16 protein-coding genes, 2 tRNA genes and 2 pseudogenes are annotated in these 21,262 nt (G+C 41.8%); all 20 read left to right on the top strand.

Annotation, left to right across the window (positions count from 1 at the left end; all coding sequences use genetic code 11):
* A pseudogene (locus tag ACLR96_RS01760) lies at window positions 1-334 on the top strand (2-iminoacetate synthase ThiH); the annotation flags it as partial.
* Complete coding sequence (locus ACLR96_RS01765) at window positions 327-953, top strand: thiamine phosphate synthase (protein WP_177268791.1); 627 nt, start codon at window positions 327-329, stop codon at window positions 951-953. The pseudogene ACLR96_RS01760 and the gene ACLR96_RS01765, both read left to right, overlap by 8 nt.
* Window positions 934-1,581: a thiamine phosphate synthase gene (gene thiE, locus ACLR96_RS01770; protein ID WP_207722958.1), complete on the top strand. Its 648-nt coding sequence runs from the start codon at window positions 934-936 to the stop codon at window positions 1,579-1,581. The genes ACLR96_RS01765 and thiE overlap by 20 nt, the downstream gene beginning before the upstream one ends.
* A 26-nt stretch (window positions 1,582-1,607) precedes the next feature.
* Window positions 1,608-2,417 carry a bifunctional hydroxymethylpyrimidine kinase/phosphomethylpyrimidine kinase gene (thiD, locus tag ACLR96_RS01775; protein WP_177268789.1) on the top strand — a complete coding sequence of 270 codons (810 nt, stop codon included), beginning with the start codon at window positions 1,608-1,610 and terminating at the stop codon, window positions 2,415-2,417.
* A 266-nt stretch (window positions 2,418-2,683) separates the two neighbouring features.
* Complete coding sequence (locus tag ACLR96_RS01780; protein ID WP_177268787.1) at window positions 2,684-3,943, top strand: CNNM domain-containing protein; 1,260 nt, start codon at window positions 2,684-2,686, stop codon at window positions 3,941-3,943.
* A gap of 18 nt (window positions 3,944-3,961) precedes the next feature.
* Window positions 3,962-6,734: pseudogene (gene secA, locus ACLR96_RS01785) on the top strand (preprotein translocase subunit SecA).
* Between the two features lie 64 nt (window positions 6,735-6,798).
* Window positions 6,799-7,900 (top strand): peptide chain release factor 2 gene (gene prfB, locus ACLR96_RS01790; RefSeq protein ID WP_177268785.1). Its coding sequence is split into 2 segments (ribosomal slippage): window positions 6,799-6,873 and window positions 6,875-7,900, totalling 1,101 coding nucleotides; the frame shifts between segments, so codons are not numbered across the junction.
* Window positions 7,901-7,903: 3 nt separating this feature from the next.
* Window positions 7,904-10,165: a Tex-like N-terminal domain-containing protein gene (locus ACLR96_RS01795; protein ID WP_177268783.1), complete on the top strand. Its 2,262-nt coding sequence runs from the start codon at window positions 7,904-7,906 to the stop codon at window positions 10,163-10,165.
* A gap of 26 nt (window positions 10,166-10,191) precedes the next feature.
* Window positions 10,192-10,842, top strand: a complete 651-nt coding sequence (locus tag ACLR96_RS01800) for an HAD-IA family hydrolase (RefSeq protein WP_177268781.1) — start codon at window positions 10,192-10,194, stop codon at window positions 10,840-10,842.
* Window positions 10,843-11,083: 241 nt separating this feature from the next.
* Window positions 11,084-12,037, top strand: a complete 954-nt coding sequence (gene fabK / locus ACLR96_RS01805; RefSeq protein ID WP_412265089.1) for an enoyl-[acyl-carrier-protein] reductase FabK — start codon at window positions 11,084-11,086, stop codon at window positions 12,035-12,037.
* Entirely contained in the window at window positions 11,994-12,974 is a 981-nt protein-coding gene (locus tag ACLR96_RS01810; protein WP_177268777.1) for an acyltransferase domain-containing protein, read from the top strand. The genes fabK and ACLR96_RS01810 overlap by 44 nt, the downstream gene beginning before the upstream one ends.
* A 25-nt stretch (window positions 12,975-12,999) precedes the next feature.
* Window positions 13,000-13,743 carry a 3-oxoacyl-[acyl-carrier-protein] reductase gene (gene fabG, locus ACLR96_RS01815; RefSeq protein ID WP_177268775.1) on the top strand — a complete coding sequence of 248 codons (744 nt, stop codon included), beginning with the start codon at window positions 13,000-13,002 and terminating at the stop codon, window positions 13,741-13,743.
* Window positions 13,744-13,771: 28 nt separating this feature from the next.
* A complete protein-coding gene (gene fabF / locus ACLR96_RS01820) occupies window positions 13,772-15,004 on the top strand; it encodes a beta-ketoacyl-ACP synthase II (protein ID WP_177268773.1) in 1,233 nt (410 codons plus the stop codon).
* A 21-nt stretch (window positions 15,005-15,025) separates the two neighbouring features.
* On the top strand, window positions 15,026-15,445 hold the full coding sequence (fabZ, locus tag ACLR96_RS01825) for a 3-hydroxyacyl-ACP dehydratase FabZ (protein ID WP_346727770.1): 420 nt from the start codon (window positions 15,026-15,028) through the stop codon (window positions 15,443-15,445).
* A 9-nt stretch (window positions 15,446-15,454) separates the two neighbouring features.
* Window positions 15,455-16,921 (top strand): geranylgeranylglyceryl/heptaprenylglyceryl phosphate synthase, encoded by a 1,467-nt coding sequence (locus ACLR96_RS01830; RefSeq protein WP_412265090.1) that lies wholly within the window; start codon window positions 15,455-15,457, stop codon window positions 16,919-16,921.
* Between the two features lie 15 nt (window positions 16,922-16,936).
* Window positions 16,937-20,266 carry a PD-(D/E)XK nuclease family protein gene (locus tag ACLR96_RS01835; protein ID WP_177268767.1) on the top strand — a complete coding sequence of 1,110 codons (3,330 nt, stop codon included), beginning with the start codon at window positions 16,937-16,939 and terminating at the stop codon, window positions 20,264-20,266.
* 91 nt (window positions 20,267-20,357) lie between these two features.
* Window positions 20,358-20,433: transfer RNA gene (locus ACLR96_RS01840), tRNA-Thr, on the top strand.
* Between the two features lie 3 nt (window positions 20,434-20,436).
* Window positions 20,437-20,512, top strand: a tRNA-Ala gene (locus tag ACLR96_RS01845).
* A gap of 175 nt (window positions 20,513-20,687) precedes the next feature.
* Window positions 20,688-20,969 carry a hypothetical protein gene (locus tag ACLR96_RS01850; protein WP_177268765.1) on the top strand — a complete coding sequence of 94 codons (282 nt, stop codon included), beginning with the start codon at window positions 20,688-20,690 and terminating at the stop codon, window positions 20,967-20,969.
* 6 nt (window positions 20,970-20,975) lie between these two features.
* A complete protein-coding gene (locus tag ACLR96_RS01855; RefSeq protein WP_177268763.1) occupies window positions 20,976-21,239 on the top strand; it encodes a hypothetical protein in 264 nt (87 codons plus the stop codon).
* Window positions 21,240-21,262: the final 23 nt, after the last annotated feature.

Genomic DNA, 21,262 nt, shown 5'->3' on the forward strand with positions numbered 1-21,262 from the left:
TGATAAGATAAACCCGCTGGATGTCCATGAGAAACAGCTTTGCCAGATAATCTGTGCATATAGGATCTTCCTGCCTTTTGCAGGGATTACCGTATCGTCAAGGGAAAGTGAAAGCTTTAGAAATGGTATTGTAAAAATCGCAGCGACAAAAGTATCCGCCGGTGTTTCTACGGGAATAGGCGATCATGAGAGCAAGTATACAGGAAAGGAGAGCGGCAGTAAGGAAGGCGACGAGCAATTTGAGATAAATGATGACAGAAGCTTTGAGGAAATGTATAAAGATATTTCCCAAGAAGGACTGCAGCCTGTGCTGAACGATTATCTTTATGTCTGATATAATATGTGTTACCAATAGACATTTATGCGACGGAGATTTCATTGAAAGGATAAATAAAATAGCAAAGTGCAGTCCTGCCGGAATAATCTTGAGAGAAAAAGATATGACAGAAGGACAGTATGAGAATCTTGCAGGTGATGTAATGGAAATTTGCAGGAAATCAGGAGTTATATGCATACTGCATAGCTTTAAAGATGTGGCGGCAAGATTATCAGCGCGGGCTCTGCATATGCCGATGGAACTTTTGAAGAAAATGCCTGAGAAAGAAAAAGCAAGATTTGACATAATAGGAGCATCGTGCCATTCTGTCGAGGAAGCGCGGAAAGCCCAGAGACTGGGATGTACATATATAACAGCAGGTCATATTTTTCCTACTGGCTGTAAGAGAAATCTGGAACCGAGAGGAATTGAATTTCTCAAAGAGGTATGTGTGGCAGTGTCTGTTCCGGTGTATGCAATAGGAGGAATAGGACCTGATAATATCGGAGAAATAAAACAGGCAGGAGCAGAAGGGGCTTGTATAATGAGCGGCATGATGACATGCAGAGAACCGGGTAAATATTTTCAGAGCATTGAGACAAGGAGTGGAAAGGATTATGGGGACAGTGAAATTTGAAAAGGAACAATTGCTGCTTTATGCTGTGACAAACCGTGTTCATGCAGTTAAAGAAACCTTATATTCGCAGGTGAGGGATGCTCTTGAAGGCGGAGTGACATGTGTTCAGCTGAGAGAAAAATATATGAAAGAAGAGGATTTCACAGCGGAAGCGGTAAAGCTGAAAGCTCTGTGTAAAAATTACAGTGTACCTCTTATAATAAATGATAATTTGAATGTTGCTTTAAGATCCGGAGCGGATGGGATACATGTCGGCCAGGAAGATATGTCGGCTGAAGAAATCAGGAAACTGGCAGGCAGAGAGTTCATAATAGGTGTCACGGCAAAGACTGTGAAACAGGCAAAAATGGCAGAAGCGGCAGGAGCGGATTATATAGGAGTAGGTGCGGTATTCCCTTCTCCTACTAAGCAGGGCGCCATAAGAATAACCAGACAAGAACTGAAAGATATATGTGAAGCAGTATCCATTCCTTCTGTAGCTATAGGCGGCGTCAATATTGAAAATATGAAACAGCTGAAAGGAATGGGTATGGATGGTTTTGCCGTCGTTTCCGCATTGTTTGCAGCAGAGGATATACAGTCTGCGGCAAGAAGTCTTATATCAGAGGCTCGGGCTGTTGTTTATTGAAACTGAATTAAAAAAGGTGAAAGAATATGAAAAAGAAAGCTGTGCTGACAATAGCAGGAAGTGATTGCAGTGGGGGAGCGGGAATACAGGCGGATCTGAAAACCATGATAATGAACGGTGTATACGGGATGAGCGCTGTAACTGCATTGACTTCTCAGAATACCATGGGTGTATCAGAGATAGTAGAGGTGACTCCGGAATTCCTGAAGAGGCAAATAGATGATATTTTTTGTGATATACGGCCGGATGCGGTAAAGATCGGAATGGTATCTTCTCCTTCTCTCATAGAGGTTATAGCCGGCAGGCTGAGCGAATACAATGCACAAAACGTAGTGGTTGATCCTGTCATGATATCGACCAGCGGGTCGAGACTTATGCAGGAAGAAGCAGTCTGGACTTTGAAAAACAAGCTCTTTCCGCTGGCTGCAATAGTAACTCCTAATATACCGGAGGCGTCAGCTCTGACAGGTTTTGAGATTGCAGAAAAGGAAGATATGGAGATGGCGGCTATGGCGATAAGTAAAAATTATGGCTGCGCTGTGTTGTGTAAAGGCGGGCACAGTGAATCAGATGCTGATGATATATTGTATTCCAAAGGAAATATCAGCTGGATCGGCGCAAGACGTATAGACAATCCCAATACACATGGTACAGGATGTACGCTTTCAAGTGCCATAGCATCAAATTTAGCTAAGGGATTTGATCTTAAAGATGCTGTAGCTGAGGCTAAGGCATATATATCAGGGGCATTGTCGGCGATGCTTGATTTGGGACACGGAAGTGGGCCTGTAGATCACGGGTTTGATCTCAGCGGGAGATTTGCGGAAAAAAAATAATATTGCAGATGATGAAAAAACTGAGACAGCTGTTTTACCAGAACAGCTGTTTTTTTGTATAAAGAATCGAACCGGATCAGGGTACAAACTTCGTATTTTGTTTGATATTCGAGAAAAGAGTAAAGCACCGACACATTATTTTCAGAGAATTTAACATAATAAATCTCCTGTTATTTATTCCATTTCAAGGTAAAATAAGGTATACTGATTAATTAGATAATTTATAAATATAAAAGATGTGTTTTGAAAGGGGAGAATTGCGTTTAATGGGCAGTGTCATTATCAAAGATACAGTGATAATAATAGTGCTTATAATGTTTTCAGCATACTTTTCAGCAACTGAAACTGCATTTACATCGGTAAACAGAATAAGACTTAAGAATATGGCCGGCGAAGGCAATAAGAAGGCGGATCGGGTTCTGAAACTTTCTGATAAATACGATAAGCTCCTGACTACTATACTGATAGGAAATAATATCGTCAATATTGCAATGACATCTATTGCTACGATGTTGTTTGTAAATCTCATGGGCTCGTATGGGGCTACTGTCGCTACTGCAGTCATCACTGTGGTTGTGCTGATATTCGGAGAGATAACGCCTAAGAGTATATCTAAGGAAAAACCTGAGAGCTTTGCCATGCTTTCGGCTCCTATGCTGAAAAAGCTTATGACTTTAATGACTCCGATAAATTTTTTGTTTACGAAGTGGAAGCTATTTATATCGAAATTGTTGAAATTAAATAACGCAGATATTATTACAGAAGATGAAATCAAAACTATGGTTGAGGAGGCTGAAACCGCAGGAACCATTGAAGGAAAGCACAGTGAGCTTATTCAGAATGCCATAGGATTTTTTGATCTTACAGCAGAAGATGTAATGACTCCGAGACCTGAGATCTGTGCGGCAGATGTCAGATGTTCCAACGAGGAATTGGCGAAGATATTTGTAAAAACAGGTTTCTCGAGACTTCCCGTCTATGAGGAAGATATAGATAGGATAACGGGCGTCATAAATCAAAAGGATTTTTATAATTATGTGATGGGGACTGAAAAAAGTGTTGCTGATGGGGTTGTCCCTGTAGTTTTTGTCAGTACTGTAATGAAGATATCCGATCTTCTTAGAAAAATGCAGCATTTAAAGACACATATGGCCATAGTGACAGATGAATACGGCGGGACCGAGGGATTGGTCACAATGGAAGATATCATAGAAGAACTGGTGGGAGAGATATTTGATGAGCACGATGCAGTAATATCAAATGATATAATACCGCTTAACAACGGCAGTTTCAGAGTAAAGTGCAGTGCTAATATCAATAAGGTGTTTGATTATTTTGGCATAGATGATATACCAGATGTAGTTACCGTAAACGGATGGGTCGTTATGAGCATGGACAAGCTTCCGGCTAAGAATGACACCTTTGAAGAAATAATAGGAGATAAAAAGCTGAGGGTACGGATAATTAAGGCCAACGAAAGAAAGGCTATAGAAATAAATCTGAAAGTGGAAAATGCAGGAAGTTAAAAATAGAAAGGGGAAGTCATAATGGGTTTAATGGAAAAGATCTTTGGTGATCTTAATGAAAAAGAAGTAAAAAAGGTTTCGAAAATAGCAGACCGGGTTATGAGTCACGAAGACGAGATGGCGGCGCTTACAGATGAACAGCTTCGTGAAAAAACGGAGGAATTCAAAAAACGTGTGCAGGAAGGCGAGTCTCTTGATGATATATTGCCTGAAGCATTTGCTGTATGTAGAGAAGGCGCGTGGAGAAGTCTGGGAATGAAACATTTTTATGTGCAGGTAATAGGAGGTATCGTTCTTCATCAGGGAAGGATATCAGAGATGAAGACTGGTGAAGGTAAGACTCTTGTGGCTACGCTTCCGGCCTATCTCAATGCGCTTGAAGGTAAAGGTGTGCATGTGGTAACTGTAAATGATTATCTGGCAAAGCGTGACATGGAGTGGATGGGCAAGCTTTATACATTCCTGGGGCTTACGGTGGGATGCGTCGTACACGGAATATCTGAAGATGAGCGGCGTGCGGCATATCAGGCTGACATTACTTACGGAACAAACAATGAGTACGGATTTGACTACCTTAGAGACAACATGGTTATATACAAGGAAGCTATGATGCAGAGAGAACTCAATTATGCCATCATAGACGAGGTAGACTCCATTTTGATAGATGAAGCAAGAACACCACTGATAATATCGGGAAAAGGTGACAAATCAACAGATATGTATAAGAGGGCTGATGGGTTCGTCAGAACTCTTAAAGAGGGCGAGGAGGCGGACTTTACCATAGAGGAAAAGGATAAGCAGATAGCTCTTACCGATGAAGGTGTTGCAAAATGTGAGAAATATTTTGACGTAGAGAATTTTTCCGATCCTGAGAACATGGAGATAAACCATCATGTGCTGCAGGCTTTGAAGGCAAGAAATATGATGAAGCGTGATGTGGATTATATCGTTAAGGACGGAGAGATCGTTATTGTAGATGAATTTACAGGACGCCTTATGTTCGGAAGAAGATACAGCGATGGACTTCATCAGGCTATTGAAGCAAAAGAAAATGTTCTTGTCCGTTCTGAATCAAAGACTTTGGCTACTATAACGCTGCAGAATTATTTCAGGATGTATCAGAAATTGGCAGGCATGACAGGTACAGCCAAGACTGAAGAGAGTGAGTTCAGAGATATATACAATATGGATGTAGTGGTTATTCCTACCAATAAGCCAATAGTCAGGGAAGATCTTCAGGATGCGGTGTATGCTACAGAAAACGGGAAATATAAATCTATAGTTGATCGTGTAGAGGCGGCGCATAAGGAAGGACAGCCGGTTCTTGTAGGTACGATTTCCATAGAGAAATCGGAGCTTATCGCCGATGCTCTTAAAAAGCGGGGAATTAAAGACTTCAACATACTGAATGCCAAGCAGCATGAGAAGGAAGCACAGATAATCGCTGAAGCAGGACGTCTTGGCGCCATAACCATAGCTACTAACATGGCCGGAAGAGGTACCGATATCATCTTGGGAGGAAATCCGGAGTTTGAGGAAAGAGATGGTTCAAAAAGGATATGACGAAGAATCGATAGCCTTTGCTACAAGTTTTGTTCAGTCTGATGATGCCGAGCTTCTTAAAGCGCGGGAGGAGTACAGAAAACTTCTTGAGAAGTACAAGGAGGAAAGAAAGGCAGAGCAGGAAAAAGTTGTTGAGCTGGGAGGTCTGTGTATAATAGGTACAGAGCGACACGAATCTCGAAGAATAGACAATCAGCTGAGGGGACGTTCCGGAAGGCAGGGAGATCCCGGACAGACGCAGTTCTGTATATCAATGGAAGATGACCTCATGAGACTTTTCGGCGGAGAGAGGATGCAGGCTATCGTTCAGAGACTTGGCGTAGAAGAAGATGAGGCTATTGAAGCCAAGATGATTACCAAGCAGATAGAAAACGCACAGAAAAAAGTAGAGGGTAAAAACTTTTCAATAAGAAAATATGTGCTTCAATATGATAATGTGATGAATAAGCAGCGTGAAATCATCTATGGCGAGCGTAAAAAAGTGTTGTTCGGAGAGAACCTCAGAGAAGATCTTATATCTATGACACATCAGCTGGTAAATGAAGTTGTAGATCCTGTAGTAATACAGTCTAAGTTTGCAGAAGAGTGGGATTTTGACACTATAAATAAAGGTCTGAGAAAAATTTCGCCTAAGTTTGAACCTTTGAATTTTGATCAGGAAACACTCTCCGATATGGATGAGGAAAGCCTTAAAGCCGGAATATATGCGGATTTTGAAGATCTTTATCAGCAAAAAGAAGAAGAGATCGGCATAGACAAGCTCAGAGAAGTGGAGCGAATGATACTTATAAGAGTTGTCGACAATAAGTGGATGGATCATATAGACGCTATGGATCAGCTTAAAAGCGGAATAGGACTCAGAGGGCTTGGAGGACAGGATCCTGCGGCAGCATATGCGCAGGAGGGCTTTGATATGTTTGAACTGATGATAAATTCCATTAAGGAGGATTTTGTTAAATTCTGCTATAACGTGACTGTTCAGACCACTACAGAGAGGAAAGATGTGTTGGGAAGCGGAGAAGGTCATAAAGATGAATTCTCGGAGGAAGACGCACTTATGGCAGGCGGAGGTCAGGATGTTCCGGCAGAAGCGGTGATTCCGCAGAGAGAGCATAAACAACAAACAGTCAGAAGGGATGCTCCGAAAGTAGGAAGAAACGATCCATGCCCATGCGGAAGCGGTAAAAAATATAAACACTGCTGTGGGAGGACGACTCCCCAAGAATAGCTTGCGAAGCAAGGTATGACATCATAAAGATATATTAAAATAAAAATAAAAAGGATGTGAGAATATGATACAGCTTGACCAGATAAAAGGTCAGATACCTGCACTGCAGGGGCTGCTCAAAGAGGCAGGTGAGTCCCTTTGACCCGGAAGGGCTTAAAGGAAGACTTGAGGAGATAGAATCCGAAATGAACAAAAGCGGTTTTTGGGATGATCCTGAATCCGCTCAAAAGATAATGAAGGAGAAAAAATCTCTGGACGATAAATTATCCGAGCTGGATAGTTTAAGCGGACAGATGGAAGATCTGGAGGTCATGATTGAGATGGCTGATGAGGAGCAGGACGAGTCATTGGCTGAAGAGGCACAGGAAGCTTTTGACAAACTGTCAGCGGATCTTGAGGATCTGAGACTGAGGACCCTTTTAAATGGCAAATATGATAAAAATAATGCCATAATTTCCGTACACGCAGGCTCCGGAGGTACAGATGCTCAGGATTGGGCGGAAATGCTTTTCAGGATGTATACCAGATGGTGTGAAAAGAAGGGTTACAAAGCGAAGCTCATAGATATGCAGGAAGACCCGGAGGGAGGAATAAAGAGTGCAACACTTCTTGTGGAAGGGGAGAACGCCTATGGATATCTTAAGAATGAAAAAGGCGTTCACAGAATAGTAAGGATATCGCCTTTCGATTCATCAGGTAGAAGACATACATCATTTTCATCGTTGGACGTGGTACCGGAAATCGATGATGATGTGGATGTGGAGATAAACAGTGAAGATCTAAGAATAGATACTTTCAGATCCAGCGGCGCAGGCGGGCAGCATGTTAATAAGACGGACTCTGCCATAAGAATAACCCATATACCGACTAACATAGTAGTAACGTGCCAGAATGAAAGATCACAGCACCAGAACAGAGAAACTGCAATGAAGCTGCTGATGTCGAAGCTGATAGAATTAAAAGAGCAGGAAAAGAAGGAAAATCTGGATGAGCTTAAAGGCGACTACAGTCAGATAACATGGGGAAGCCAGATAAGATCGTATGTCTTTCATCCGTATACTATGGTAAAAGATCATAGGACTGGAGCAGAAGTCGGCAATGTGGAAGCGGTGATGGATGGCGACCTGGACTATTTTATTAACGAAAAACTAAAGCAAAAGGAGTAGCAGATGAACATCATTGAGATGATTGCAAAAGAGTTTCAGCTTAAAGAAACTCAGGTGCAGCAGACGGTGGCCCTTATAGACGAAGGAAACACCATACCTTTTATAGCCAGATACAGAAAGGAAGTTACCGGAGGGCTCAGTGATGTGGTCCTCAGAGATATGGATGAGCGACTCACTTATCTGAGAAATCTGCAGGAAAGAAAAGAAGAAGTCATAAGACTTATAGAGGAACAGGGAAAGCTTACAGATGAACTTAGACAGCAGATAGAGGAAGCAGAAGTTCTTCAGAGAGTAGAGGATCTGTATAAGCCTTATAAAAAGAAAAAGGCAACCAGAGCTTCAAAGGCAAAGGAAAAAGGGCTGGAGCCGCTGGCTTTGAAGATTTTGGAACAGAGACAGGAAACCGGAAAGGCCGAAGATTTTGCGGCGGAATTTGCAGATGCCGAAAAAGGTGTTGAATCAGCAGAAGATGCTATTCAGGGCGCATGTGATATAATCGCCGAAATGATTTCTGATGATCCTGAGCTGACAGCAGCCATAAGAGAAAAAACCAGAGATACAGGAGTAATAACTACGGAGGCGGTAGATCCTGAGGAAAAAACTGTATACGAAATGTATTACGAATACAGCGAAGGAATAGATAAGATACCTAATCACAGGATTTTGGCCATTAACAGAGGTGAGAAGGAAAAGAAACTCAAGGTAAAGGTGAAGACTGATGCCGGCAAAATGGAAGAGCTTTTATGTGATTCGGCAATAACTAATGAGAAATCTATATTTACAGAGCTTATCAGAGATACTGTTGCAGATGCTTATAAAAGGCTGATAGCACCTGCTGCCGAGCGTGAAGCACGTAATATGCTGACAGAGAGAGCCGAGGCAGAAGCGGTTAAGGTGTTTGCTAAAAATACGGAAAAGCTGCTTATGGTACCTCCTGTAAAAGGAGCGAGGATTATTAGCATAGATCCGGGATACAGGACAGGATGCAAAATCGCTGTTCTTAATGAAACCGGAAAGTTGCTGGCGTATACAACTGTTTATCCTACAGAGCCAAAAAAGGACATCAAAGGAACAGAAGCTGTGCTGGCTAAACTGGCAGATAAATTTAAAATAAGCACAATCGTAATCGGCAATGGAACGGCATCAAGAGAGACAGAAGAAGTAGTTGCGGATTTCATCAGAAAGTCAGGCAGAGATATAAATTATACCATAGTAAATGAAGCAGGAGCATCAGTGTATTCGGCATCAAAGCTGGCAACTGAGGAATATCCTGATCTGGATGTTACCGTAAGAGGCGCCATGTCTTTGGGCAGACGTCTTCAGGATCCTCTTGCAGAACTGGTGAAAATCCCCACAAAGAGCATAGGTGTGGGGCAGTATCAACACGATATCAATCAGGGGCTTCTTGAAAATGCTCTTGACAATGTGGTGGAAGACTGTGTAAACAGAGTAGGTGTCGAGCTTAACACGGCATCACCTTCACTTCTTGCTCATGTGGCCGGAATAAATATGAGTATTGCCGGAAATATAGTAGATTACAGAGAGAAGAATGGGTCTTTTAAGGAGCGTAAAGAGCTGAAAAAGGTTGCAAAGCTGGGGGAAAAAACTTTCAATCAGTGTGCGGGATTTATAAGAATTTCTGATGGAAAGAATCCTCTTGACAGTACTTCAGTTCACCCTGAATCATATTCTGTAGCTGAAGCAATGCTGTATAAGCTGGGAATAGATAAAACAGAGCTTCAGCGAGGAGGAATTCCAGATATAGACGACAGAATATGGGCAGTTTACGGAGAAGAAGAAAAATCTAAGCAGCTAAAGACAAGAGCTAAAGGTCTTGCTGCTTTGAAGGAACTTTCAAAAAAGAATGAAAAACCTAAGAGAAATATGAAAAGAGCCATAGAAAAAATGGCGGCCGATCTGAATGCAGGAGTGCTCACACTTTCAGACATAGTAGCGGAAATGAAAAAGCCGGGACGTGATCCGCGTGAGGACGCTCCGTCTGTGGTTTTTCGAAACGATGTAAAATCATTTGACGATCTTAAACTTGATATGGAACTTGAAGGAACCGTTAGAAATGTGGTGGATTTCGGAGCGTTCGTAGATATTGGGGTCAAAAATGACGGACTTGTTCATATATCTCAGATGAGCAGCAAATATATTAAGCATCCTATGGATGTGGTGTCGGTGGGCGATACAGTAAAGGTCAAAATAATAAATATAGATCGTGACAAGCAGAAAATAGGACTGACAATGAAACTTAAATAATATATTTACCGGAGGATATTTTTCATATGAGCAATATAGATACAGTGCTTTTCGATTTTGACGGGACCGTTATGAATACAAATGATGTTATACTGATGTCCTGGCAGCATACTTTCAGAACACTTGAAAATCGCGAAGAAGATCCCGAACGGCTGATAAATACTTTTGGGGAACCTTTGGAGCAGACCATGAAAAAGTTTTTCCCGGATGTACCGGCAAAAGATTCGCTGGAGGTATACAGGAGTTTTCATCGTGATAATTTCGGTGAACTTATAAATTTGTTCCCGGGAATGAAAGAACTGTTGGCGGAGGTCAAAGGAAGAGGGTACAAGACAGCACTGGTAACATCCAGACTGTACAGCACCACTATGCAGGGTCTGGAAAAATATGAAATAAAAGATTACTTTGATACAGTGTTGACGGCAGATGATACTACGAGACATAAGCCTGATCCCCAGCCAATAAATATAACATTGGAAAAATTGGGATCTGTCCCTGAAAATGCTATAATGTTGGGAGATACGCTATTTGATTTGCTTTGTGCAAAAAATGCAGGTGTAAAGTCGGTTCTGGTTTCATGGTCACTGGCTCTTGGCGGAAAAACGAAAGAAGAATTGGGAGATGCGGCTCCGGATTACATACTGGAAAAGCCGTCAGATTTATTGGAAATAATATAGAAAAAGTGTGAAGAGGTGTATATTGACAGTGCATCTCTTTTTTATTTAATTTGTTGACGAGGAGAGTAAGCGTATTTTGTCTCTGGCATTTTAAGCTATTGATAAAGCGGGACAGCGGCTGTTGGGGACAGTACTTGACTAAATCAACTCTAAATAGTATCATATAATTTAGTTTGATAATCAAAGTATTTGAACTTACAATTAGAAATTAGAATAAAGAACATTAAACAGGAGGAATAACATGTTGAATGTCTGTGAAATTTTAGGAACAAAATATCCTATTATCCAAGGTGCAATGGCGAGAATAGCAGAGTATCATCTTGCGGCAGCTGTGAGCAACGGCGGCGGACTCGGAATAATTGCTGCCGGAGGGCAAAGCGGAGATTGGCTGAAAGATCAGATAAAGAAAACGAGAGAAATGACGGATAAGCCTTTCGGCGTTAATATAATGCTGATGGCGGACAATGTAGATGAACTGGTTGAGGTGGTATGTGAAGAAAAGGTTCCGGTAGTTACGACAGGAGCAGGAAACCCGGGTAAATATATTGCAAAGATGAAGGAACATGGAATTAAGGTGAGTCCCGTAGTTGCCAATGTGACTTTGGCTCTCAGAGTGGAGCGTGCGGGAGCGGATGCTGTTGTTGCGGAAGGAACAGAGGCGGGAGGACATATCGGAGAGACTGCGACTATGGCTCTTGTTCCGCAAATGGTAGCTGCTTTGAATATACCTGTAATTGCAGCAGGAGGCATTGCTGACGGCAGAGGAATCGCTGCGGCATATATGCTGGGAGCGAAGGGTGTTCAGCTTGGAACGAGATTTCTGGTAGCTGAGGAATGTATCATACATCAGGGATATAAGGACGCAATTCTTAAAGCGAAGGACTCTTCAACAGTGGCTACGGGGAGAAGTACAGGACATCCGGTGAGAATAATCAAAAATAAGCTGGCGAGAAAAATACTTTCTTTGGAGAAGAAGAACGCTCCGGAGGAAGAAATCAACGAGCTGTGTACAGGAACGCTGGCTGCTGCGGTAAGAGACGGCGATGCAGACAATGGCAATATCATGTCCGGTCAGATCGCAGGACTGGTGCATAAAGAACAGACAGCAGCTGAAATGATAGAAGAAATGTTCAAGGAGGCGGAGAAGATTTATGAAGATAGGAATAGTATTTGCAGGTCAGGGAGCACAGTATAGCGGAATGGGAAAGGATCTTTACGAGACTTATCCGGAAGCAAAGACCATATTTGATATGGCAGGAGATCAGGTGAAGGCATGGTGTTTTGAAGGAGATGAAGAAACTCTTAAGCAGACGCATGTTACACAGCCTACGATTTATACTACCACTATGGCAGCCTATGAAGCTTTCATGGCGGAAATAAAAAAACAGGCAATGACAGATGATCTGGAGGTGGTGGCTCTTGCAGGATTCAGTTTGGGAGAGTATTCGGCACTTACGGCAGCAGGAGCCATAGACGAAATAAGCAAAGGAATTGATATTGTTTCAAAGCGAGGTGTTCTCATGCAGCAGGCGGGCCTTGATGAAGAAGGCAATGCCAAAGGCGGAATGGCGGCAGGTATAGGAGACCGCAAGGCAATACTTGAAGCGGTAGAAGATGCGAGAGAGGACGGAATTCTTGAGGGGGTCAACTTCAATTCACCTGTTCAGACTGTAGTGGCAGGGGATAAGGCGGCTTTGAAGCGTTTCAGAAGGGCTGCAAAGGCAAAAGGCGTAAAAGCGATTCCTTTGGGCGTAAGTACAGCCTTTCACAGTCCTATGATGATATCGGCGGCGGAAAAGCTTAAAGACGTTTTGCTTGAGGCGGATCTTAAGGCGCCGAAAAAGAAGGTATATGCAAATGTAACTGCAGACGATATCATGAAAGATTTTGATGGTCAGGATGAAGGACAATATCTTACCGATATGCTGGCAAAACAGGCCATGAGTCCGGTATACTGGGAAGAAATAATAAAGAAATTTCAGACAGAAGGAGTAAAGGCTATCGTAGAAGTCGGACCGGGGAAGACATTGACAGGACTTACGAAAAAAACATGCCCCGAAATAACGGCTCTCAATGTAGAGAATGTTGAAACACTACAGAATGCAGTTGCACAGCTGAAAGAGCTTATTTAGATTCGTTAAATGATCGGAGGAAATAATGTTAAAAGATAAAACAGCAGTGATAACAGGAGGCGTAAGAGGTATAGGAAAAGCCATCGCCAGAGTTTTCTGCGAGAACGGCGCTAATGTTGTCCTGTGCTACAGAAGCAATGATGCAGAAGCAGAAAAAACTGCAGATGAACTTAAAGAGATGGGAACGGAGGTTCGCGTACTAAAAGGTGATGTAGCTGATCCCGAAACAGCCAAGAAAATTGCGGAGCTTATAAAAACTGATTTTGACAAAAAAGTCGACATACTTGTCAATAATGCGGGGATTACAAATGATAAACTCATGATGAGAATGAGTGATGAGGATTTCACAAAAGTGATAAATGCGAATCTTAACGGAGCATTTTATATGATGAAGGAGCTTTCTGCGCTGATGGTGAAAAAAAGAAGCGGATCTATAATCAATATGGCTTCTGTATCAGGGCTTAAAGGAAATCCCGCTCAGGTAAATTACAGCGCATCGAAGGCAGGAATAGTAGGCATGACATTGTCAGCGGCAAAGGAACTGGGCAGACGCGGAATAAGAGTTAACGCGATTGCTCCCGGATTTATTGAGACAGATATGACGGCGGTACTGACAGATGAACAGAAAGATAATGCGGCTAAGAACATAACGCTTGGAAGGCTGGGGCAACCGGAGGATATAGCTAATGCAGCGCTTTTCCTTGCTTCAGGCATGAGTTCATATGTTACAGGACAGGTAATAAGTGTGGATGGCGGATTGATAATGTAGATAGGCAAGTTCATAAGGAGGAATTGATATGGAAAAGAGAGTTGTAGTTACAGGGCTCGGCGTTGTCTCCCCTGTAGGAAACGACATAGAAACTATGTGGGAATCTATAAAGGCCGGAAAACACGGCATAGGCAGAATTACAAGATTTGATCTTGAAGGACATAAAGTTACTTTAGCTGCTGAGGTAAAAAATTTTGATTTCGGAGATAAGAGAGCAGCAAGGAGACTTGATATAGCAGATCAATATGCTCTCGTGGCTGCGAGAGAAGCTGTAGCTGACAGCGGAATCGTAAGCGGAGAGAATGTAGATTCTGACAGATTCGGAGTATATGGCGGTACAGGGATAGGCGGCTTGGCTACTCTTGAAAGCGAAGTTACTAAATGTGTGAAAAAAGGGACCACTGCAAGGGCGTCGGCTCTTTTAGTACCTATGATGATGCCAAATGCTGTCGCCGGTAATATTTCAATGGAATTTAAAGCAAAGGGAGCCAGCTTTGGTATTGTATCGGCGTGCGCTGCAGGAACTCATAATATAGGAGAAGCATACAGAAATATTAAACATGGATATAATGATGTTGTGATAGCGGGAGGAGCTGAATCGGTTCTCGCCCCTGTATCGTTTTCCGGATTTTCCAATATGACAGCTATGAATACTACAACTGATCCTGACAGAGCTTCTATTCCTTTTGATGAGGATAGAGCTGGGTTTATTCTCGGCGAAGGTGCAGGGTTCCTTATTCTCGAAGAACTCGAACATGCAGAGAAAAGAGGCGCTGAGATATATGCAGAGATTGTAGGATACGGCGCTACATCTGATGCTTATCATATTACTTCACCTGATCCTGAAGGCGAAGGAGCAGCGAAAGCAATAAAGATGGCAATAGAGGATGCCGGAATAACTCCCGATGATGTGAATTATATTAATGCTCACGGTACAGGTACTCCATATAATGATGCTTTTGAAACTATTGCTATAAAAAAGGTGTTCGGAGAAGATACAAAGGTACCTGTAAGTTCTACTAAGAGCATGACCGGGCATTTGCTGGGAGCAGCAGGCGGACTTGAAGCTGTTATTTGTGCGAAAGCTATAGTTGAGAATTTTATCCCGCCGACTGCGGGTCTTCAGAAACAGGATCCTGAATTGGATCTTGATTATGTTCCGAATGTGGGAAGGAAAGCAGAGCTTAATTATGTTCTCTCAAACTCTCTCGGTTTTGGCGGGCATAATGCAACCCTTATCATGAAAAAATACAATAGATAGAAAGAGGTAGCCAAGATGTTGATGGATAAAGAACAGATAAAGGAAGTGCTTCCTCACAGAGAGCCGTTCCTTCTTGTAGATCAGGTGGAAGAAATGGAAGTAGGAAAATCCATCGTTGCCACCAAGTTTGTTACAGCAGATGAGTATTATTTTAAGGGACATTTTCCGGGCAGGCCTATAATGCCCGGAGTCCTCATTGTGGAATCACTGGCGCAGGCCGGAGGAATAACTGTGCTTTCTATGCCGGAGAATAAGGGCAAGCTGGCTGTCTTTGGAGCTATAAAGAATGCGAAATTTAAAAAACAAGTGGTTCCGGGAGACACTCTTACGCTTAAAGTCAGCATGGAAAGGCTAAGGAGTAATTCAGGCATAGGACTGGCGGAAGCTTATGTCGCAGATGTGCTGGCCTGTAAATGTGAGATAATGTTTGCCTTCAGTTAGGAAACCGACATGGATAGGGAAATAAAAAAACTCAATGATATATTTGTAAATCTTTTCAATACTGTGCTGAGGCTTGAGGAAGAAGCTATTCAAAATGCGTCTTATGGAGATATTTCCATCACGGAAGTTCATACTTTGGAAGCTGTAGGAACAGGAAGACCCAAAACCATGACTCATATAGCCAATATACTTGGTATAAAGGTCAGTACTCTTACGACAGCTATAAACAGACTTGTAAAAAAGGGATATGCACAGCGTCTGAGAGATGAAAATGACAGACGTATAGTGAAAGTCAGTCTTACAGAGCGCGGAATGGATGCCGTAAAGGAACATGAGGATTTTCATGAATCCATGATACGTGAAGCTATCGCTCAGATACCGGAGGAAAGTATAAGACAGTTTGTCTCTTCGGTGGACAATATAAACAATTTTCTGGTGATGAGAAGCAGTATGGCTTACAAGAAAGATACTTCTTTTGAATTGGCTCCTATGGAGCTGGCCGGAAACCATCTGCCTGTTCCTATAGTACAGGCGGGAATGAGTATAGGTGTCGCCGGCAGCAGTCTGGTGTCCGCTGTAGCTATAGAAGGAGGGCTTGGCCTTATAGGGACTTCTGAAATAGGATATGGTACGAATGATTATGAAGAGAATCCTCTTAAAGCAAATTTATCAGCTATAGAGAAAACTGTGTCTGAGGCGAGAAATATGGTAAAAAAGGCGAAAGGAAAAGGCCTCGTAGGAGCAAGCATCATGTGGAATAATCCTAATGCCGGAGAGTACGTGAAAGCGGCTATAAGAGGAGGCGCTCAGGTTATAGTAACAAGCGCAGGAGTTCCTAAAAATCTTCCCGAATATTGTTCTGACAGGAAGATTGCACTTATGCCAACTATATCATCAAAAAGAGCAGCTTCCGCCATAACAAAAGCTTGGACTCAGAAATACAACAGAACTCCTGACGGATTTATTTTCCAGGGTCCTCTTGCGGCGGGACTTTTAGGTTTTAAAGAAGAAGAGCTGGAGAAAGCTACGGGAGACAGGTATAAAATAATAGCAGAAATAAAAGCAGAGCTTGCTAAACTTGAAAATTGCCCTCTTATAGTAGGAGGAGGGATATTTCACAAATCAGATGCAGAAAAGGTATACAGATATGGAGCCGATGGGATCCTAATGGGAACGAGATTTGTTACCACTGAAGAATGTGATGCCTCTGATGAGTACAAAAAGCTGTATTTGAACTGCACTGAAAATGATGTTACAATAATCAGAAGTCCTATGAAAACATCAGTGAGAGTAATGAAAAATTCTTTTTCCGATATGTTGGCAAGTACAGGAAAAGATCAGTATGATATAATAGGCGCAGTTAAACGTGGTGTTTGTGGAGATTACGATAGCGGACTGATTTTTTGCAGCACCGGTGTGGACGGGATCCGAAAAATAGATACCGTAAAAGATGTTTTCAGGGAATTTATTACTTAAATAAGGAGATTTTCCATGCTTAATATCTATTACGGCGGAGAACAGACAGATAGAGAAAAATTTATATTTGAACATATGAAAGGCAATACCTTGCTGCTTGTACCGGATCAGTTTTCCCTGCAGGCCGAAAGGGATGCCTTTTTTTATCTTAAGAAAAACAGTCTCATAGATCTTCGAGTCATAGATTTTTCTACTCTCGGTCATAAGGTGATAAGGCAAGCAGGAGGCAAAACTCCTGATCTTGTAGATAAATACGGAAGGCATATGCTCCTTACAAAGATCGTGTCAAAAATGGAGGACAGGCTTAATATTTACAAAGGACTTAATTGGAAAAGTTCTTTTATAGAGATGCTCAACAGCGCCATCTCTGAGATGAAACGATATGATGTTTCTGAAGAAGATCTTGAAAGAACTCTTGACTTGCTTGACGATAACAGTTATCTGAAATACAAGCTCAGCGATATTCTCACTATATACAGAGCTTATCAACAGCAGATACAGGGAAAATATCTTGATTCAGAGGATTATATAACATTTTATGGCGATAAGATCCTTGAGGCTCCGATAGTACGTGAATCAGAGGTATGGATATATGGGTTTGATACGTTTACTCCGAAAAATTTTCTGGTGATAGAGCGCCTTCTGAGAGCTTCCAGAGGGGTCAATGTTGTTATGACATATGAAAAGGATAATGAAATATTTTATCTTACAGGATATGTTATGAGACAGCTTTCTGAACTGGCAGAGAAGGCTGGGATATCTTCTGCCATAAAGAGCATAAGCGGAAAACCGAGGGAAACTGTGTGGAGTCATAGGGGAATTCCGGCTCCTGTTACACTTGTGTCAGCCTCAAATATGTATACGGAGGCTGACAGGGCGGCAGCATATATTCTTAAATTGGTAAGGGAGAAAGGCTATAAATTCGGAGATATAGTCGTGGTGTGTAATGATACTGATATCAGGGGCGGTATTTTAAGGAGAACTTTCATGAGATGGGGGATACCGGTTTTTATGGATAAAAAACGTAAAGTCCTGCATCATCAGGCTGTAAGTTTTCTTCTGGCTCTTATGGAAGTGATTGCAAAAGGTTATCGTGATGACGCTTTGATGAGACTTGTAAAGTCCGGGATAATGGATTTTAATGATGATGAGAAGGAGCTTCTTGAAAATTATGTGAAGCAATTTAGGATACATGGTTTCGCATGGAAAAAAATTTTTTCCAAGGGTACTGATACATATAGCGCAGAGGATCTTAATAAAATCAATGATTTGAGACAATATGTGGTAGATATGGTTGAGAAGGCCAGACTTTGTATGGGAGGGCGCAATACTGCCGGAGATAAAATAAGAGGTCTTTATGATTTCCTTGAAAAGGATTTTGCCATGACAGAAAGACTGGAAGAGATAATCAGAAGGCAGGAGGATATGGGGCTTGCAGAAAGCGCCGCTGAGACATCTCAGAGTTGGGATGTGATATGTAATATATTTGATCAGATCGTTGAGATAATAGGAAACGAGAAAAGCTCCAATGAAGAGCTTCTGAGTCTTATGACTTCCGGGTTTGAAGATGTTGAAATAGGTTTGGTCCCTGTGAGTCCTGACTGTGTATTGATTGGAACATTGCAGAGAACAAGGCTTAGCCGTTTGAAAGCTCTGCTGGTTGTAGGAGCCAACGAAGGTGTACTGCCTTTAAACAGAAATGATGAGGGGCTTTTAAGTGAGCATGAAAAAGCGATTCTTCAGTCAATGGATTTGGAAATTTCGAAAAGGGATGAGATCGTAAAGCAAGAGGAACAATTGGCTGTTTTAAGAACATTATATCTACCTGAGGAATATCTTTATGTCAGCTGCAGCGGAGTGGATGAAAAGGGTGAAGAAAGCAGACCGTCAGAGGTTTTTACAGAATTAAAAAAATATCTTCAAAAGATGAATGGTGGCGAAAGTGAGGAAAGTATATCGGTTTTTGGTGATCTTTCTGATTCTGATTGTTTTCTGGATAAAATAACGTCGAAAGAGGGGACATTGTCTTATATGGCTGATGCTCTTAGAGAATATCATGACGGAGGGCAGATAGATACCGGGTGGCTTCAGGTTATGAACTGGTATGAAGATAAAGAAGACGCTGATTTTAAACGTGTTAAAAAAGGGATGCTTTTTGACAATAAAATGGAAATGCTGGGAAATGATTTTGCTGATAGTTTGTATCGAGGGGAACGGGCTATGTTGGAAGTCAGCTCTTCAAGATTGGAACAATACAGTAAATGTCCTTTTGCTCATTTTATCATGTACGGTCTCAGAGCAGAGCAGATAAGAGTATATGAGATGGGAGCAAGAGAAATAGGTGATATCTATCACAGATGCCTCATGAAGCTATCTCAGAATTTGACACCTGACAGAAAGAGCGGTATGTCGGTAAATGATGAAGTTTCCCCATGGATGACTATAACTCAGGATGAGTGTTTTGATCAGATAGAGGAAATTATAAAAAATGATTTACTTTCTTACAGAGAGGGAATTCTTATTTCCGGAAAAGAGGAAGAATACAGAACAGAGAGAATAGCTGAGATATGCTCAAGGATAGCATGGTCTATGATACAGCAGGTGAGAAAAGGCAATATTAAAGCGATGCGGTTTGAGTATCCTTTTGGTTCAGGAAAAGATTTGCCCCCTGTAAAAGTGGATATAGGAGAGCAGCAAGTATTCATACAGGGTAAGATAGACAGACTTGATATTATAGAGGGTGAAACAGATGCAGTTAGGATAATAGATTATAAGACAGGTGATGATTCTATAGATCCGGAACATTTTATAAAAGGGTATAAACTTCAGCTTATGGTATATCTGAAAGCAGCGCTGGAATCATCATATGAGGCTGCTCAGCCTGCGGGTATATTTTATTTTAAGATAAAGGATATAGATATGGACGCTGATACAACTTCTATACCTCAAGATTCTGAGGATTTTGAGCGTAAGATAGCCGATGCCTATAAGCTTGAGGGAATATTGCTCGATGATGAAAGTGTGATAAATTCTATGGACACAGAGATAAATGGAGCATCCCACGTAATTCCGGTAAAGGTGAGCAGGAAAGAGGGGAGATATGTTTCGTCTTCAGGAGGATACCTTATGTCAAAGGATGAATTCCGAAATCTGTATCAGCAGGTAGATATGCAGGTGAAACGTATATGCAGGGAACTGTGTGAAGGGAAAATAGACATAAAGCCAAAGCGGGAAGGGAAAAGAGATATGGAGGGGAATTTCAAAACCGCATGCAAATATTGCAGTTATAAAAGTATATGTATGTTTGATACTTCTTTTGATGGATGCCGGTATGACCCAGTATGATATAAAAGTTTTCTTTACGATGAAAATTTTTGTCTGTCAGCTTGACGTTATATTTAACACATAGTAAAATGTCATTATACTTTTGCGGTAAGCCACTGTAGCTCATCTGGCAGAGCAGCACATTCGTAACGTGCAGGTGGCCGGTTCGACCCCGGCCAGTGGCTCCATGAGGGGCATTGGCGCAGCTGGGAGCGCGCATGACTGGCAGTCATGAGGTCAGGGGTTCGATCCCCCTATGCTCCACCATGAATTTAAGATGCAGAACGTTGTTTTGCAGAAAAATTGCGTAGACGTATTTGTGAAAAGAGGATGTTCGCTCAGAGCATCCTTCTTTCGTTTTAAGATCAAAGTCAAATATCTGTTAAATATCGATATACCGTGATATAATAAATATATTTATTATACAAAAAGGAAATGAAATATGGACGATAAACAAATAATACTTTACGGAAAGAAAATGTTCAGGATTACTGTAGACAGCGCTGATGGGGATAAGATAAATATACAGCTTCCGGTAGCTGCTGTAAAAAGGCTCTTGGAGAATTCAGGGAAACTGCCGATTCCCGATGGGAACCTTAATGGCATACAATTTGAAGAAATAATGTCAGCAGTAGCTGAGTGTATTAACGAAGGAATGGAAGGAGATATTGTCAGCATTGATGCGGCTGACGGAACAAAAGTCCGCGTCTTTGTGGACAAATAGGGATTTATGAAGATAGAAGTCAGAAGCGGGAAAACGAATTTCTCTATGCCGGTGCCTCTGGCTATGGCTGATATGGCCATAAAAGCTATGCCCGAAACGGTTTTCGCAAAGGTAAGAAAAAAATTAGGACATCCTTATGACACTTTGTTCACAAAGGAAATCATATCATTGATGTTTAGAGAGTGTAGGGATATATTTCAGCAAAATAAAGGACTTGAGATAATTCATGCAGAAGGCCGCGGCGGAACATATATATCAGTGATATTGTAAAAAGCAGGCCGGAAGAGATGACA

Source organism: Lentihominibacter sp. (assembly GCF_046951855.1).
GTDB lineage: Bacteria > Bacillota > Clostridia > Peptostreptococcales > Anaerovoracaceae > Lentihominibacter > Lentihominibacter hominis.

Bases quoted from the DNA above. Each gene is read 5' to 3' on its own strand.
- ACLR96_RS01765 (WP_177268791.1), top strand. From the start codon at position 327: ATGTCTGATATAATATGTGTTACCAATAGACATTTATGCGACGGAGAT.
- thiD (WP_177268789.1), top strand. From the start codon at position 1,608: ATGAAAAAGAAAGCTGTGCTGACAATAGCAGGAAGTGATTGCAGTGGG.
- ACLR96_RS01795 (WP_177268783.1), top strand. From the start codon at position 7,904: ATGAACATCATTGAGATGATTGCAAAAGAGTTTCAGCTTAAAGAAACT.
- fabZ (WP_346727770.1), top strand. From the start codon at position 15,026: ATGGATAAAGAACAGATAAAGGAAGTGCTTCCTCACAGAGAGCCGTTC.
- thiE (WP_207722958.1), top strand. From the start codon at position 934: ATGGGGACAGTGAAATTTGAAAAGGAACAATTGCTGCTTTATGCTGTG.
- ACLR96_RS01830 (WP_412265090.1), top strand. From the start codon at position 15,455: ATGGATAGGGAAATAAAAAAACTCAATGATATATTTGTAAATCTTTTC.
- ACLR96_RS01850 (WP_177268765.1), top strand. From the start codon at position 20,688: ATGGACGATAAACAAATAATACTTTACGGAAAGAAAATGTTCAGGATT.
- ACLR96_RS01780 (WP_177268787.1), top strand. From the start codon at position 2,684: ATGGGCAGTGTCATTATCAAAGATACAGTGATAATAATAGTGCTTATA.
- ACLR96_RS01800 (WP_177268781.1), top strand. From the start codon at position 10,192: ATGAGCAATATAGATACAGTGCTTTTCGATTTTGACGGGACCGTTATG.
- fabG (WP_177268775.1), top strand. From the start codon at position 13,000: ATGTTAAAAGATAAAACAGCAGTGATAACAGGAGGCGTAAGAGGTATA.
- ACLR96_RS01810 (WP_177268777.1), top strand. From the start codon at position 11,994: ATGAAGATAGGAATAGTATTTGCAGGTCAGGGAGCACAGTATAGCGGA.
- fabF (WP_177268773.1), top strand. From the start codon at position 13,772: ATGGAAAAGAGAGTTGTAGTTACAGGGCTCGGCGTTGTCTCCCCTGTA.
- fabK (WP_412265089.1), top strand. From the start codon at position 11,084: ATGTTGAATGTCTGTGAAATTTTAGGAACAAAATATCCTATTATCCAA.
- ACLR96_RS01835 (WP_177268767.1), top strand. From the start codon at position 16,937: ATGCTTAATATCTATTACGGCGGAGAACAGACAGATAGAGAAAAATTT.
- ACLR96_RS01855 (WP_177268763.1), top strand. From the start codon at position 20,976: ATGAAGATAGAAGTCAGAAGCGGGAAAACGAATTTCTCTATGCCGGTG.